Below are 13767 nucleotides of genomic sequence, written 5' to 3'. Positions count from 1 at the left end.
TCTTCTCGGGCTATGGAGCCGTTGCGTACGCCTGATGGCGCGCTGGCCGTCCATCGGTGCGATCGCTCCGTTCGCTCTCTTGATCGCCGTCTGGTGGATCGTCACCGAGCTGGAGATATTTCCACGCGTGTTCCTGCCGGGACCGGTGGACGTCGTGCGTTCGTTCGGTTCGCTGGTTTATACCGGCATCCTGCCGGAGTATCTGCAGGATAGCATGGTACGGCTCGCCGTCGGCGCCTTCTGGGGCATCGCGATTGGCATCCCCCTCGGCATGTTGGTGGGTCTCAGCTCGCGGGCGCATACTGCGCTTTGGCCGCCCCTGCTGTTTTTCCAGGCTATTGGCGACATCGCCTGGCTGCCTATCCTGGTGATCTGGTTCGGCTACGGGCTTACCACCATGACCGTCGTCATCGTCTACACGGTCATCTTCCCGGTCATCCTCAACACGGTGCTGGGCGTTCGTTCGATTCCGACCACGATGTATCGTGCGGCGCAAAGCCTTGGTGCCTCGCGTACCCGCATTCTTTGGGAAGTGGTCCTGCCCGGCGCGCTCCCCAGCATCATGACGGGCCTGCGCAATGGGCTCGGCTACGGATGGCGTGCGCTGATCGCAACCGAGATCATCGTCGGTACCAGCGGAATCGGATTTCTCATGTTCGATGCGCGCCGCGCCGGCTCGGTCGTCGAGATCCTGCTCGGCATGATCATCCTCGGTATCCTCTGGTACATCGTCGACGGCTGGATTCTGGCGCCTATCGAACGCGCCACCGGACAGCGCTGGGGATTGGTGACGCGATGAAGAATCTGACCATCCGCAATCTTTCGAAGACCTACTTCGACCCTTATGCCGGCACCAATGTCACGGCCGTCCACGATGTATCGCTGAGCGTGCAGCAGGGCGAGTTCGTCTCGATCGTCGGGCCGTCGGGCTGCGGTAAGACCACCATCCTGAACATGATCGCGGGCTTCCTTCCATACACAGGTGGCGAGATCCTGCTCGACGGCCGGCCGGTGAAGGGGCCAGGAGCCGACCGTGGCGTGGTGTTTCAGTCGTTCGCGCTTTTCCCCTGGAGGACCGTGCTCGAAAACGTCGCCTTCGGCCCGAAGATGCGCGGCGTCGGCAAGGCACAGCGCGAGAAGATCGCGCATGAATATCTGGCCCTTGCCAAGCTGACCGAGGCGGCCAGACGCTATCCCGCCGAACTGTCGGGCGGCATGCAGCAGCGTGTGGGTGTCGTTCGTGCGCTGGCCAATGAGCCGGATGTGCTGCTGATGGACGAGCCGTTCGCGAGCATCGACGCCCAGACCCGCATGACGCTGCAGGAGGAACTCACCCGGATCTGGCAGGAGAAGCGTCCTACGGTGATTTTCATCACTCACGACGTAGGCGAAGCGGTGTTTCTCGCCGATCGGGTCGTGGCCCTGTCCAAAGGACGTGTGCTCGAGGAGATTGCCGTGGACTTGCCCCGGCCGCGCTCCTGGGACGCGTTGAACGACGACGCGCGGTTCAAGGAACTGTCAGCGCGCGTTCTTCAACTCGTGCGCTCGGCCTGACATATGTTGAACGACGCCCTCAGGTCGCGAAAGACGCATATCCTGCTGGCCGTCGTGGTCTGCTATCTGGCCTGGCAGCTCTGGTTGACGATCGCCGCCCCGCACAAGATCGCTGACTTTTCTCCTGGCCCCGAGAAGGTCAACGTACTGATTACCCTGCCGTTTCCACCCGAGCGCTTCCACGTTCAGCTGTTCCAGACCTACGGCAGGGTCTCTGGGACACAAGACAACGCCGTGGAAGTTCGAGGAGTGAAACGAGCGGACCTCGCGACCATCGCCCGTCCTTACTGGGTTACGCGCGTCGAGCCGCTTCAACCGGGAGGATAAGCGGAATGCCAAGGATCATCACACTGCTCGCTGCCCTGTTACTGTTGCCGCTGTCGGCACTGGCGCAGGCCAAGGATCCGGTAAAACTGAAGGTCGGCATGGTTGCCGCCGTCGACATGCTGGCGCTGCCGATCGCACTCGAGCGCGGCTTCTTCGAGAAATACGGGCTCGATGTGACCATCGCGCGCCCCTACGCCACCGGCGTCGATGCGCTCAATGCCTTGCAGGCAGGGGAGACCGACATGGTGCAGGCCGGCGTGCCGGCCATCGGCGCCATCCTGCGTGGCATGGATCTGGTGTTCTTTGGCAACTTCAGCGGCAACGCCACCAAACTCGGCTCTGATGCGACACTCGCGCTGATCGCCGGCAAGGACTCGGGTATCGTCAAGGGTGATCTCAAGAGCCTCAAGGGCAAGAAGATCGGCACTTCGTTCGGCACCATCAATCATCTGTATATCCTTGGCTTGCTCGAGAAGGCTGGCCTCACGCCATCCGACGTCACCCTCGTCAATACGCCGCCGCCGGAAATGAGCGTGGCGCTGCTGGCCAAGGGCGTGGATGCGTTTGTGTGCTGGGACCCGGTCCCGGTGATCGCCATGAAGGACGTACCAGGCGCGATCGAAGTGATCCGCGGCGGCGATGTCATCTCCTACCTCGGCTTCAACATCGCGTTGCGGCCCTGGGTGGAAAAGAATGGGCCGACGATCGAGAAGTTCCTGGCGGCCGTGTCGGAGGCCGATCAGTGGATGCGCAAGAATCCCAAGCAAGCAGCCGCCATCGGGACGCGCTGGATTCCCGGGCTGAAGCTGGACGTGGCAGAGACTGCCATGCAGTACAATATCCAGCAGGTGGACCGGCGCATTTCGGCTCACAACTATCGTGCGCTGTGGAAGGCCCAGGACACGCTGCAACGGCTGGGCGTGATCAAGACGGTGTTCGATGTAAACAAGCACATCGAACCGAAGTTCATCCTCAGCGTGATGAAGACCTACCCGGAGCTGTTTTCCGACCTGCAGCCCATTCCTGCGGACGTGGCCATCACTCCGGGCTACGTGTTCAAGCCCTGAACCGGAGTTGCCGCGCATGCTGTAGTGCATGCGCGGCAACCTCCTCGACCGTCGCCGGAAGTTGGACTCCGTTTAGCGGCTGGGTTGGGTTGCCGCGCTTCGCAGGACGTAATCTAGCCCGCGACCACCGTGTCTTTCGAGCCGATGCGCTTCCGCTTCGCGTTGATCTCGCGCAGCGTCACCATCATTTCCTCGGCGACGATGTCGCCGGGGATGCCGTCGCCCTCGGCTTCGAGTTCCTTCATGTCGACCCAGACGCCGTAGAGCGGCGCGGTGCGGGACGTGATGATGCCGGCATGGAGGAGTGTCTTGATCAGGACGCGGAAGATGTTGGTGCCTTCCTTCAGGTTGGCGCGACGGTCCTCGTCGGTGAAGACCTCCTTCATCGCATCACGCACCCACTGCCAGTCGAGCCCGTACTTGGCGTAGATGACCTGCTTCTGCTCGGCGTTGATGAGGTTGAACAGCAGGGTCTGGAAGATCTGGGCCGCCCAGTCCTCGACCTTTCTGTGCTCGTCCTCGCTGAGATGGCGGATGGTCCGGGACGCCCAGATCCGGCCGAAGCGGTGATGGAAGGCCTCGTCGCTCATCACCAGCTGGACCAGCCGCCGCAGCACCGGGTCGTTGGTCTTGGCGTTGAGCGTCGCGAAGGAGCCCATGGCGATTCCTTCGATCAGCATCTGCATGCCGACGATCTTCTTGTAGACCTCATCCGTGGTCACCAGGTCGGTGAGAACCGTGGCGATGGTCTTGCCGACCGGCAGGGGCGCCCCCCAGCGACGGGCGATATAGCGCGTGAACCCTGCGACATGGCGCGCTTCCTCGCGGGCCTGGTTGGCGGCGTATTCCTGGGCGCCGGGGTCGAGCAGGATGTGGCAGAGGCTGGCCGACAGCGACAGCGCCCCCTGCTCGCCGTGCAGCAGGTTGGAGATCGACCAGTGCATGACATCGTTGCCGAGGCCGATCTTCTGGCCCTCGTCCAGGCGGTCCGCCACCGCGCTTTTCAGTTCGACGACCGTGTCCAGCGGCATAATCGGCGTTTTTGCCATGTCGAAGGGCTGGTCGAAGTCGATATAGCTCTTGTCGAACGGGTCCCAGAAATGGTCGTGGGTGGCCGAAATGATGCCGTCAAAGGCATCCGTGCGTCGCCCGTAGCGGGGAACATCCAGCATGGCCGGAAAATCCTCGCGCCCGACCGTGTCATAGGCCTTGTCGTAAGTGATTTGCTGGGCCATGTGAGGCCTCCTATTCCACAGTCAATATGACGACCCCGTCACCTTTTTCAATGGATTTTTCCCCAGTACCGGAGCATGGCGTTTCCGCCATATTCCGCCCGACAGGCGGGCGAGCCGCATCGCCCGCGCAGGAGTGAGACATGTCCCGCCGTCGCCGCATTTACGAGGGCAAGGCCAAGACCTTGTTCGAGGGGCCCGAACCCGGGACGATCGTCCAGTACTTCAAAGACGATGCCACCGCGTTCAACAACCAGAAGAAGGGAATCATCACCGGCAAGGGGGTGATCAACAACCGCATCTCCGAGTTCCTGATGACCAAGCTCGGGGAAATCGGCGTGCCAACCCATTTCATCCGCCGGCTGAACATGCGCGAGCAGCTCATCCGGCAGGTCGAGATCATCCCGCTGGAGGTCGTGGTCCGCAACGTCGCCGCCGGCTCCTTCGCCAAGCGCTTCGGCGTCGAGGAGGGCACGCAGCTCCCCCGCTCCATCATGGAGTTCTTCTACAAGAACGATGCGCTGGGCGACCCGATGGTCACCGAGGAGCATATCACCGCCTTCGGCTGGGCGACCCCCCAGGACCTCGATGACATCGTGGCCCTGACGCTCCGCGTGAATGACTTCCTGTTCGGCCTGTTCCTCGGCTGCGGCATCAAGTTGATCGACTTCAAGATCGAGTTCGGCCGCCTCTACGAGGACGACATGGTCCGCATCGTGCTGGCCGACGAGATCAGCCCGGACTCGTGCCGGCTGTGGGACCTCAGGACCAACGAGAAGATGGACAAGGACCGGTTCCGCCGCGACCTCGGCAAGGTCGAGGAAGCCTACCAGGAAGTGGCACGGCGCCTCGGCATCCTCATCGACCAGGGACCGGGCGACGTGCGCGGCCCCACCACGCTGCAGTAAAGAGGCGACATGAAAGTCAGAGTCCACGTGACCCTCAAGAACGGCGTGCTCGACCCCCAGGGCAAGGCCATCGGGCATTCGCTGAACCGGCTGGGCTTCCCCGAGGTCGGCGACGTGCGCCAGGGCAAGTTCATCGAGCTCGAGCTCGCCGAAATCGACAAGGCCAAGGCCAAGGCCCGTGTCGAGGAGATGTGCAAGAAGCTGCTCGCCAACACGGTGATCGAGAACTACTCGATCGAGCTGGTGGGCTGATGAAGCCGAAGAACCTCATCCAGAGGAGCGGTCCGCCGGACCGCATCTTGAAGGATGGGAACGCGCACCGCCTTTGTTGCCGCCCCGTCGAGACGCGCGCTGCGCGCGCTCCTCTGGGTGAGGGCCTTGCAGGTAGGGACGGACGGAGATGAAAGCAGCTGTATTGGTCTTTCCCGGCTCCAATCGCGAAGGCGATGTGGCGCAGGCGATCGAGCTGGTCACAGGGCGCCGGCCGCAGATGGTGTGGCATGGCGACGGCGACTTCGAGAAGGTCGACCTGATCGTGGTCCCCGGCGGCTTCTCCTACGGCGACTATCTGCGCTGCGGCGCGATGGCGGCGCAGTCGCCGGTGATGGCCGAGGTCAAGAAGCGCGCCGCGCAGGGCGTGCCCGTGCTGGGCATCTGCAACGGCTTCCAGATCGTGACCGAGGCGGGACTGCTGCCGGGCACCCTGATGCGCAACTCGCACCTCAAGTTCGTCTGCGCCGACGTCCACCTCCGGGTCGAGACCAGCCAGAGCCTGTTCACCAACCGCTACCAGGCCGGCCAGGTGATCAAGGTGCCGGTGGCCCATGCCGAGGGCAACTATTTCGCCGACGCCGATACGATGAAGCGGCTCGAGGATCGCGGCCAGATCGCCTTCCGTTACTGCGGCCCCGACGGCTCGATCGTCGATGGCCGCGGCAACCCCAACGGCTCCAGCAGCAACATCGCCGGCGTCTTCAATGACACCAAGACCGTGCTGGGACTGATGCCCCATCCCGAGAATGCGATCGAGCCGATGTTCGGCGGCACCGACGGCAAGGCCCTGTTCGAGGGCATGGTCGAGGCGCTTTCGTGAGGCCCGCTTTGATGAAGGACGTGTCGTGACCGTCGCCCCGGAAAAGAACCCGCCCGTAAAGCTGCCGAACGAGCCCGAGATCACCCCGCAGATCGTGGCCGAGCACGGGCTGGCGCCGGACGAGTACGAGCGCCTGCTGAAGATCATGGGCCGCACGCCCACGATGGTCGAGTTGGGCATCTTCTCGGCCATGTGGAGCGAGCACTGCTCCTACAAGTCCTCCAAGGTCTGGCTGAAGAAACTGCCGACCAAGGCCCCGTGGGTCATCCAGGGCCCGGGCGAGAATGCCGGCGTCATCGACATCGGCGACGGCCAGGCCGCCATCTTCAAGATGGAGAGCCACAACCATCCCTCCTACATCGAGCCCTACCAGGGCGCGGCGACGGGCGTGGGCGGCATCCTGCGCGACGTCTTCACGATGGGCGCGCGGCCGGTGGCCAACCTCAATGCGCTGCGCTTCGGCGACCCGAAGCATGCCAAGACCCGCCACCTCGTGTCGGGCGTCGTGGCCGGCATCGCGGGCTACGGCAACTGCATGGGCATTCCCACCGTGGGCGGCGAGACCAACTTCCATGCCGCCTACAACGGCAACATCCTGGTCAACGCCATGACCGTGGGCGTGGCCGCCACCGACAAGATTTTCTATGCGGCCGCCGCCGGCATCGGCAATCCGATGGTCTACGTCGGCTCGAAGACCGGTCGCGACGGCATCCACGGCGCCACCATGTCCTCGACCGAGTTCAACGAGGACAGCGAGAGCAAGCGCCCGACGGTGCAGGTCGGCGACCCGTTCGTCGAGAAGCTGCTGCTGGAAGCCTGCCTCGAACTGATGGCGACCGACGCCATCATCGCCATCCAGGACATGGGCGCGGCCGGCCTCACCTCCTCCTCGTTCGAGATGGCGGCCAAGGGCGGGCTGGGCCTCGTCATGGAGCTCGACAAGGTGCCGATGCGCGAGACCGGCATGAATCCCTATGAGCTCATGCTGTCGGAGAGCCAGGAGCGCATGCTGATCGTGCTCAAGCCCGGCCGCGAGGACGAGGCGCGCGCGATCTTCGAGAAGTGGGAACTCGACTTCGCCGTGATCGGCCACCTGACCGACACCGAGCGCATGGTGCTCACCTGGCACGGCGACGTGGTGGGCAACATCCCGATTCCGCCGCTGGTCACCGAGGCGCCGATGTACGAGCGGCCGTGGACCCTGACGCCGCTGCCGCCCGAACTGGCCGCCTCGCAAGTGCCCGCGCCGACCGACTGGAAGGCCTCGCTGCTCACCCTGATGAGCTGCCCCGATCTCGCGAGCAAGGCGTGGATCTGGCACCAGTACGACCATCTCATCATGGGCAATACGGCGATCCGCCCGCAGGGCGGCGACGCGGCGCTCGTGCGCGTACCGGGGGCGCCGAAGCCCGCGAGCCACAAGGGCCTCGCCATGACCTCTGACTGCACGCCGCGCTACGTGCAGGCCCATCCCGAGACCGGCGGCCGCCAGGCCGTGGCCGAGGCATGGCGCAACATCACCGCCGTCGGCGCCCGCCCCCTCGCCGTCACCGACAACATGAACTTCGGCAATCCACAGAAGCCCGAGATCATGGGCCAGTTCGCCGGCGCCATCATGGGCATGGCGGAAGCCTGCACCGCACTCGACTTCCCTGTCGTGTCGGGCAACGTCTCGCTCTACAACGAGACCGAAGGCCGACCGATCTTGCCGACTCCGACCATCGGCGCGGTGGGCGTGATCGACGACATCGCGACGTCCGCGGGTTCGCGCCTCGTCCAGTCCGGCCTCGCGCTGGTCCTGATCGGCGAGACCAAGGGCTGGCTCGGCCAGTCGATCTATCTTCGCGAGCTGCACGGCCGCGAGGAAGGCGCTCCGCCGCCGGTCGATCTCGCCGTCGAGCGCCGCAACGGCGACTTCGTGCGCGGCGAGATCGTTGGCCGCCGCGTCCATGCCTGCCACGACCTGTCCGACGGCGGCCTGCTCGTGGCGCTCGCCGAGATGTGCCTGTCGGGCGACACCGGCGCCTGCATCAAGCTGCCGGCGACCGACGTCGCCCCCCACGCCTATCTCTACGGCGAGGACCAGGGCCGCTACCTGATCGCCACCGACGACGGCCCGGCCCTCGTCGAGGCGGCCCGCAAGGCCGGGGTGCCGGCTGTGCTGCTGGGGTATTCCGGCGGGCCGGACATCACGGTCGACGGGCTGCTCGCCCTGCTGCTCCAGGAGCTGCGGGACGCCCACGAGAACTGGCTCCCCGGCTACATGAACAGCGCCGTCTGAGGCCAAAGAGAAGGATCGTCCCATGCCGATGCACGCCGACGACATCGTTCGCCTGATCCAGGAAGGCATCCCCGGTGCCGAGGTCGAGATTCAGGACCTCGCCGGCGACGGCGACCACTATGCCGCCACGGTCGTTTCCCCCGCCTTTGCCGGCAAATCCAAGATCCAGCAGCATCAGATGGTCTATGGCGCCCTGGGCGGCCGCATGGGGGGCGCTCTCCATGCGCTGAAGCTGACCACCATGGCGCAAAGGCCCTGAACGCCCTATATTCAGACACCCCCGCGCCCCCGGTGGCGCCCCACGGAGATCGATCATGAGCGAACCCCAGGTGTTCGAGCGTATCCGCGACGAGATCGGCAAGAACGACGTTCTGCTGTTCATGAAGGGCACGCCCGTATTTCCCCAGTGCGGCTTCTCGGCCGCGGTGGTCGACGTGCTGAGCCAGCTCGGCGTGAAGTTCCACGGCATCAACATCCTCGTCGACCCGGAACTGCGGGAAGGCATCAAGGACTTCAGCCAGTGGCCGACGATCCCCCAGCTCTACGTCAAGGGCGAGTTCATCGGCGGCTGCGACATCGTCCGCGAGATGTTCGAGACCGGCGAACTGGAGCAGGTCTTCAAGGAAAAGGGCGTGGCGCTGGCCGAAGCCGCATAAGCAGCCCACCTTTCCTTGTTTCAGACCCAAACGGGAGCGCGAAAGCGCTCCCGTTTTTTATTGCAGCGCGCCCTGAGGCAATTCGCGATCGACAGCGGGGGCCTTCGACAGGTGTGACATCGAACCGTTATGATCTTAGGGCACGGTCTATGCATATCGACGGCAGCGTACGTCGGTACCTGAGTTTGAGGGGGAGGCTGTCATGTCGAACGGAACTTTCACGGGGTTTCTGGACGCGCTGCGGGCATTCGAATCGGGTGTCGACCATGATCGCTATCTCTCGGGACAGATCACCGAGGCCCAGATCCGGAGCTGGGTGGGCGATGCCAACTGGAATGCCTATCAGGCCGGCGATCTCTCCTGGCGTGACATGCAGTACACCTCCGTGAATTCGCTGGGCTTCGTCGGCTATCAGTTCGGCGAGCCGCTGCTCATCGACCTCGGTTACTATCTGGATAACACCGGCAACCTCTGGACCGGCCGTTTCACCGGCAAGAACGGCGTCGACAGCTTCGCCACGCTCAAGACCGACATCCAGGAAGCCATCATCCTCGATGCCTTCGGCTACAACCTCAACGTCATCGAGAGCGGGCTCGAGGCGAAGGGCACCAGCCTCGACGCGCTGATCGGCACCCAGCGCACCTATGTGGACACCAACGGGCAGAGCGTCACCGTCACGCTCACCCTTACCGGCATTCTTGCCGCCGCCCATCTGCGCGGGGCCTGGGGCACGTTGGACCTTCTCAACAATGGCAGCGCCTCGGCCGACGAATACGGCACCTCCATCCTCAAATACATCCAGCAGTTCGGCGCCTACGACACGCCGAGCTATTCAACCCTCATCGCCGCCCACGAGTCGGCCAAGACACTCGCCATGGCCGAGGAGCTCTGGCACGACGATTTCAACAATGACGGCACCGTCTCCGACTATGCTGGCTGGGACGGCAGCCAGGCCGACGGCGGCTCCACCGGCGGACAGACGGGCGGCGGCGGAGAGACAGGGGGCGACGGCACCCCCACCGTCACCACGATCAGCTGGATGTGGGGCACCAATACGGTCCTCGCCTTCGACCCCGATCTCGACGTTCTCGATTTCGGCTGGTTCCAGAAGGACAATTTTTCCATCGCCGAGGTCGGCGGCTCGGTCGTCATCACCATCATCGGGAACAACCAGACCTACAGACTCGACGGCGTCACGCTCGCCGAGCTGAGCATGGACAATATCCGCGCCAAGGACGCGAGCGCGATCCAGAAATGGGACTCGGCCTTCGACACGGCGGAGCCGGCGGCGCCCAGCCTGTCCATCGCCGACGTATCGGTGCAGGAGGGCAACTCCGGCACCAGGCTTATGACCTTCACCGTGACCCTGTCTGCGGCGGCAGCCGGCGCGGTCACGGTCGCCTACTCGACAGCGGACGGCACGGCCACGTCCGGCAGCGACTATGTTGCCGCCAACGGCACCCTCACCTTCGCGCCGGGGGAAACGTCGAAGACCATCCAGGTGACGGTCAAGGGCGATACGGTGGCAGAGGGCAATGAGGCCTTCACCATTCGCCTCGCCAATGCCGCCGGCGCGACCATCGCCGACGGATCGGCAGCCGGCACTCTCACCAACGACGATACGGCGCCGACATTGCCCGCGCTCTCGGTGGGCGATGTCGCGATGCGCGAAGGGGATTCAGGCACCGCCGAGCTGATGTTCATCGTCACGCTCGACAGGGCTGCCACCGGGCCCGTGACGGTGAACTACGCCACCGCCAACGGCACCGCGACGGCAGGGTCCGACTATGCCGCGCTCACCGGAACGCTGACCTTCGCGGCCGGCGAGACCTCGAAGATGGTGCATGTGGTCGTCAACAGCGATACCGCAGTGGAGGCGAATGAAACCTTCTCGCTCACCCTCTCCAATGCCACCGGCGCAACCATTGCCGACGCCGCGGCGGTGGGGCAGATCACCGACGACGATACGCAGCAGGATCCGGGCACCGGAACCGGCAAGGTCTGGCTCATCAACTCCGTGAGCGGCGCCGATATCGTCGGCTTCGATCCGGCAGTGGATAGGATCGACCTCGGCAACGCCAACATCCATTCCTTCATCGTCATCGACACGCCCCAGGGCTTCGGCTTCAGGAGCCCGTGGAGCGGCGAGACGGTAATCGTGCAGGGCGTCCGCCTTGCCGACCTCTCGGTCGATAATTTCGAATACATCGACAACAATCATCTGCGCGAGGCACTGAGCGGCGCGCTGGCCTGGGAGAACGGACCGGTGCTCGCCCCCGACACCGTCTATATGCGCTCCCATGAGGTCGGCCAGGTGGACCGGGTCGCCTTCGATCCCGCCACCGATGTGGTGAGCTTCAAATTCTATGGCAGCCGCGAAAACCTCTCGATGACCGACAGCAGCGAAGGCGTGGTCATCGCCGATCTCAGCACGGGCCAGAAGCTCATCCTGCTCGGCGTCACCCGAGCCAACCTCTCCCCTGCCAATTTCGAGTTCACCTTCACCCAGGTGCGCGAGGACGACCTGTCCGGCAAGATCGGCATGGGGCAGGCTTCCAACGCCCAGCTCGTCGACTTCAACCTGCCCATTGCCGGCGGCGGCACGGTGGCGGGGGCGTCCGGAGCGACCGACGGCGTGACCGGGAATGAGGGCGGTGCCCTTCCCGCGCTCTCCATCGGCGACCTCTCGGTGGCGGAAGGCAATGGCGGCCATGCCCATTTCATGTTCATGGTGACGCTCGACAAGGCCGCAGACGGCCCGGTGACGGTCGCCTACTCAACCGCCAACGGCACCGCCACCGCCGGCTCGGACTACGTCGCCTCCAACGGCACCGTCACCTTCGCCGCCGGCGAGACCTCCAAGATGGTTCATGTGGACATCAAGGGCGACGTGCTGGCCGAGGGCAACGAGACCTTCACGGTCAACCTCGCCAACGCCGCCGGCGCCACGATCGCCGACGGCACCGCCACCGGCACCATCCTCGACGATGACGGCGCCCCGGCCCTGCCGGCCCTGTCCATTGCTGACCTCTCGGTAGCGGAAGGCAATGGCGACCATGCCCATTTCATGTTCGTGGTGACGCTCGACAAGGCCGCCACGGGACCGGTGACGGTGGCCTATTCGACGGCAAACGGCACGGCGACCGCCGGCTCGGACTATGTGGCGACCAACGGAACCCTCACCTTCGCCGCAGGTGAAACTTCGAAGACGGTGCATGTGGATATCAACGGCGACACCGTGTTCGAGGGGAACGAGACTTTCACCGTCACGCTCTCCAATGCCAATGGTGCCTCCATCGCCGATGCGACCGCCATCGGCACCATCGTCAATGACGATCGCGAGCCGGACCAGGGCCATGTCGGCAATGGAAAGGCCGACACATTCGCGATCACCTGGGCCTGGGGCACCAACAAGGCGATCAATTTCGACACCGCCCTCGACACGCTCGACTTCAGCTGGATGGCCAAGGACAGTTTCTCCATCGCCGAAGCGAACGGCTCCACCGTCATCACCATCGAAGGCAACAACCAGACCTACAAGCTGACCGACGTCTCGCTCGCGGAACTCTCCCTGGCCAACATCGCCGCCAAGGATGACAGCGCCGTCGCGGAATGGGCGGCGGCCCTGGACACCGCGCATGCGGCGCACCACTACGACCTCCTGATTTGAAGGCCGAGCGAAGCTCGGCCCTCGAGCGTCAGGACATCGCTTTGCGATGTCCGAAAGCGCCGTAGGGAAATCGATCACGGGAAGCTCATGACCCTTCCGACGGCGTAAGACATCGCCACCTCCCATTTGAATAAGGGAGGCACGCGATTTACTTCGGCCGAGGCCCTATCCGAACGCGTAGGCGGCCATCGACAGGTTCCCCAAGGTGAAGCTCCGATGGAGCGCCCGGCCCCGGGCGCCCTCCCCCGCAGCGCCATAGGCGACGTGCAGCGGCAGCAGGTGCTCATCGGTCGGATGGGCCTCCCGGGCATAGGGGGCGCGGGCGCGATAGTCGGCAAGGGCGGGCTCGTCACCCTTCTCCAGCGTGTGGGCCATCCAGTCGTCGAAGGCTTGCGCCCAGGGCTCGGGCTCCGAGGCGTCCTCGCTGCGCACCAGGGCGCGCAGATTGTGGATGGCACTGCCGCTGCCCATGACCAGCACGCCCTCCTCCCGAAGCGATGCGAGCTTGCGTCCCAGCGCAATGTGATGCGCCGGACCGAGCGCCGGCTGTACCGAGAGCTGGAAGATCGGGATGTCGGCTTCGGGCCAGGCCAGCATGGCCGGCACCCAGGCGCCGTGGTCGAGCCCGCGATGATGATCGTGCGCGGCGCCTGTAAGCTTCGCGACTTTCTCGGCAAGCGCCGGTGCACCGGGCGCGGCATATCGCAACTGGTAGAGCGGCTCCGGAAATCCGTAGAAATCGTGGATGGTATCGGGCTTTCGGGCCACCGAGACGACAGGCACATCCGTGTCCCAGTGCGCCGATACTGCGACAATCGCCGTCGGGCGCGGAATTTGCTGGCCGAGGCCCGCCAGGAATGTGCGTGCAGGCGCGTCGCTCAGGATGAGCGTCGGCGCTCCGTGGGACACGAAGATGGTCGGCATCGACATATCTTTATTCCTCCGGACCCGCCTGGGAGCGTGTAAGCAACGGGTCGAG

The 13767-nt window shown here is 64.5% G+C and carries 13 protein-coding genes; 11 read left to right on the top strand and 2 right to left on the bottom strand.

Going from position 1 to position 13767, the window contains the following annotated elements:
* Positions 1-34 precede the first annotated feature (34 nt).
* The 4 genes from ACO07I_RS24650 to ACO07I_RS24635 are packed head-to-tail and all read left to right on the top strand — an operon-like array spanning position 35 to position 2948.
* The gene (locus tag ACO07I_RS24650) at positions 35-799 is read left to right on the top strand and encodes an ABC transporter permease (protein ID WP_422012116.1); all 765 of its coding nucleotides are present in this window, start codon (positions 35-37) and stop codon (positions 797-799) included.
* On the top strand, positions 796-1554 hold the full coding sequence (locus ACO07I_RS24645) for an ABC transporter ATP-binding protein (RefSeq protein ID WP_422012114.1): 759 nt from the start codon (positions 796-798) through the stop codon (positions 1552-1554). Before ACO07I_RS24650 ends, ACO07I_RS24645 begins: the two co-directional genes overlap by 4 nt.
* Before the next feature lie 3 nt (positions 1555-1557).
* The gene (locus ACO07I_RS24640) at positions 1558-1881 is read left to right on the top strand and encodes a hypothetical protein (protein WP_422012112.1); all 324 of its coding nucleotides are present in this window, start codon (positions 1558-1560) and stop codon (positions 1879-1881) included.
* A 5-nt stretch (positions 1882-1886) separates the two neighbouring features.
* Positions 1887-2948 (top strand): ABC transporter substrate-binding protein, encoded by a 1062-nt coding sequence (locus tag ACO07I_RS24635; RefSeq protein WP_422012110.1) that lies wholly within the window; start codon positions 1887-1889, stop codon positions 2946-2948.
* Positions 2949-3061: 113 nt separating this feature from the next.
* On the opposite strand, the gene ACO07I_RS24630 is transcribed toward ACO07I_RS24635, so the two are convergent.
* Positions 3062-4183, bottom strand: a complete 1122-nt coding sequence (locus ACO07I_RS24630; RefSeq protein WP_422012108.1) for a ferritin-like domain-containing protein — start codon at positions 4181-4183, stop codon at positions 3062-3064.
* Positions 4184-4323: 140 nt separating this feature from the next.
* Here ACO07I_RS24630 and purC point away from each other — a divergent pair, with 140 nt between their 5' ends.
* From purC to ACO07I_RS24595, 7 genes are all read left to right on the top strand, one after another.
* On the top strand, positions 4324-5088 hold the full coding sequence (gene purC, locus ACO07I_RS24625) for a phosphoribosylaminoimidazolesuccinocarboxamide synthase (protein ID WP_422012106.1): 765 nt from the start codon (positions 4324-4326) through the stop codon (positions 5086-5088).
* A 9-nt stretch (positions 5089-5097) separates the two neighbouring features.
* Positions 5098-5340 carry a phosphoribosylformylglycinamidine synthase subunit PurS gene (gene purS, locus ACO07I_RS24620; RefSeq protein ID WP_422012104.1) on the top strand — a complete coding sequence of 81 codons (243 nt, stop codon included), beginning with the start codon at positions 5098-5100 and terminating at the stop codon, positions 5338-5340.
* 148 nt (positions 5341-5488) lie between these two features.
* On the top strand, positions 5489-6181 hold the full coding sequence (purQ, locus tag ACO07I_RS24615; RefSeq protein ID WP_422012102.1) for a phosphoribosylformylglycinamidine synthase subunit PurQ: 693 nt from the start codon (positions 5489-5491) through the stop codon (positions 6179-6181).
* 61 nt (positions 6182-6242) lie between these two features.
* Positions 6243-8462, top strand: coding sequence for a phosphoribosylformylglycinamidine synthase subunit PurL (gene purL / locus ACO07I_RS24610; protein ID WP_422018368.1), 2220 nt, complete (start codon positions 6243-6245; stop codon positions 8460-8462).
* Positions 8463-8484: 22 nt separating this feature from the next.
* Positions 8485-8721 carry a BolA family protein gene (locus tag ACO07I_RS24605; RefSeq protein ID WP_422012101.1) on the top strand — a complete coding sequence of 79 codons (237 nt, stop codon included), beginning with the start codon at positions 8485-8487 and terminating at the stop codon, positions 8719-8721.
* Positions 8722-8776: 55 nt separating this feature from the next.
* Complete coding sequence (gene grxD / locus ACO07I_RS24600; protein WP_422012099.1) at positions 8777-9118, top strand: Grx4 family monothiol glutaredoxin; 342 nt, start codon at positions 8777-8779, stop codon at positions 9116-9118.
* Positions 9119-9320: 202 nt separating this feature from the next.
* Positions 9321-12788: a Calx-beta domain-containing protein gene (locus ACO07I_RS24595; protein ID WP_422012097.1), complete on the top strand. Its 3468-nt coding sequence runs from the start codon at positions 9321-9323 to the stop codon at positions 12786-12788.
* Between the two features lie 165 nt (positions 12789-12953).
* Here the strand turns inward: ACO07I_RS24595 and ACO07I_RS24590 are convergent, their stop codons facing one another.
* Positions 12954-13718 (bottom strand): DODA-type extradiol aromatic ring-opening family dioxygenase, encoded by a 765-nt coding sequence (locus ACO07I_RS24590; protein ID WP_422012095.1) that lies wholly within the window; start codon positions 13716-13718, stop codon positions 12954-12956.
* Positions 13719-13767: the final 49 nt, after the last annotated feature.

Origin of the sequence: Reyranella sp. (assembly GCF_965227665.1) — a bacterium.
In the GTDB taxonomy this organism is placed as follows: Bacteria; Pseudomonadota; Alphaproteobacteria; order Reyranellales; family Reyranellaceae; genus Reyranella.
The sequence above is the reverse complement of the archived record's forward strand: the minus strand, read 5'-3'. Positions and strand labels throughout refer to the sequence as shown.

What these genes read in the sequence shown, in the direction of transcription:
- ACO07I_RS24650 (WP_422012116.1), top strand. Translation starts at nt 35, where the DNA reads ATGGCGCGCTGGCCGTCCATCGGTGCGATCGCTCCGTTCGCTCTCTTG.
- ACO07I_RS24645 (WP_422012114.1), top strand. Translation starts at nt 796, where the DNA reads ATGAAGAATCTGACCATCCGCAATCTTTCGAAGACCTACTTCGACCCT.
- ACO07I_RS24640 (WP_422012112.1), top strand. Translation starts at nt 1,558, where the DNA reads ATGTTGAACGACGCCCTCAGGTCGCGAAAGACGCATATCCTGCTGGCC.
- ACO07I_RS24635 (WP_422012110.1), top strand. Translation starts at nt 1,887, where the DNA reads ATGCCAAGGATCATCACACTGCTCGCTGCCCTGTTACTGTTGCCGCTG.
- ACO07I_RS24630 (WP_422012108.1), bottom strand. Translation starts at nt 4,183, where the DNA reads ATGGCCCAGCAAATCACTTACGACAAGGCCTATGACACGGTCGGGCGC.
- purC (WP_422012106.1), top strand. Translation starts at nt 4,324, where the DNA reads ATGTCCCGCCGTCGCCGCATTTACGAGGGCAAGGCCAAGACCTTGTTC.
- purS (WP_422012104.1), top strand. Translation starts at nt 5,098, where the DNA reads ATGAAAGTCAGAGTCCACGTGACCCTCAAGAACGGCGTGCTCGACCCC.
- purQ (WP_422012102.1), top strand. Translation starts at nt 5,489, where the DNA reads ATGAAAGCAGCTGTATTGGTCTTTCCCGGCTCCAATCGCGAAGGCGAT.
- ACO07I_RS24605 (WP_422012101.1), top strand. Translation starts at nt 8,485, where the DNA reads ATGCCGATGCACGCCGACGACATCGTTCGCCTGATCCAGGAAGGCATC.
- grxD (WP_422012099.1), top strand. Translation starts at nt 8,777, where the DNA reads ATGAGCGAACCCCAGGTGTTCGAGCGTATCCGCGACGAGATCGGCAAG.
- ACO07I_RS24595 (WP_422012097.1), top strand. Translation starts at nt 9,321, where the DNA reads ATGTCGAACGGAACTTTCACGGGGTTTCTGGACGCGCTGCGGGCATTC.
- ACO07I_RS24590 (WP_422012095.1), bottom strand. Translation starts at nt 13,718, where the DNA reads ATGTCGATGCCGACCATCTTCGTGTCCCACGGAGCGCCGACGCTCATC.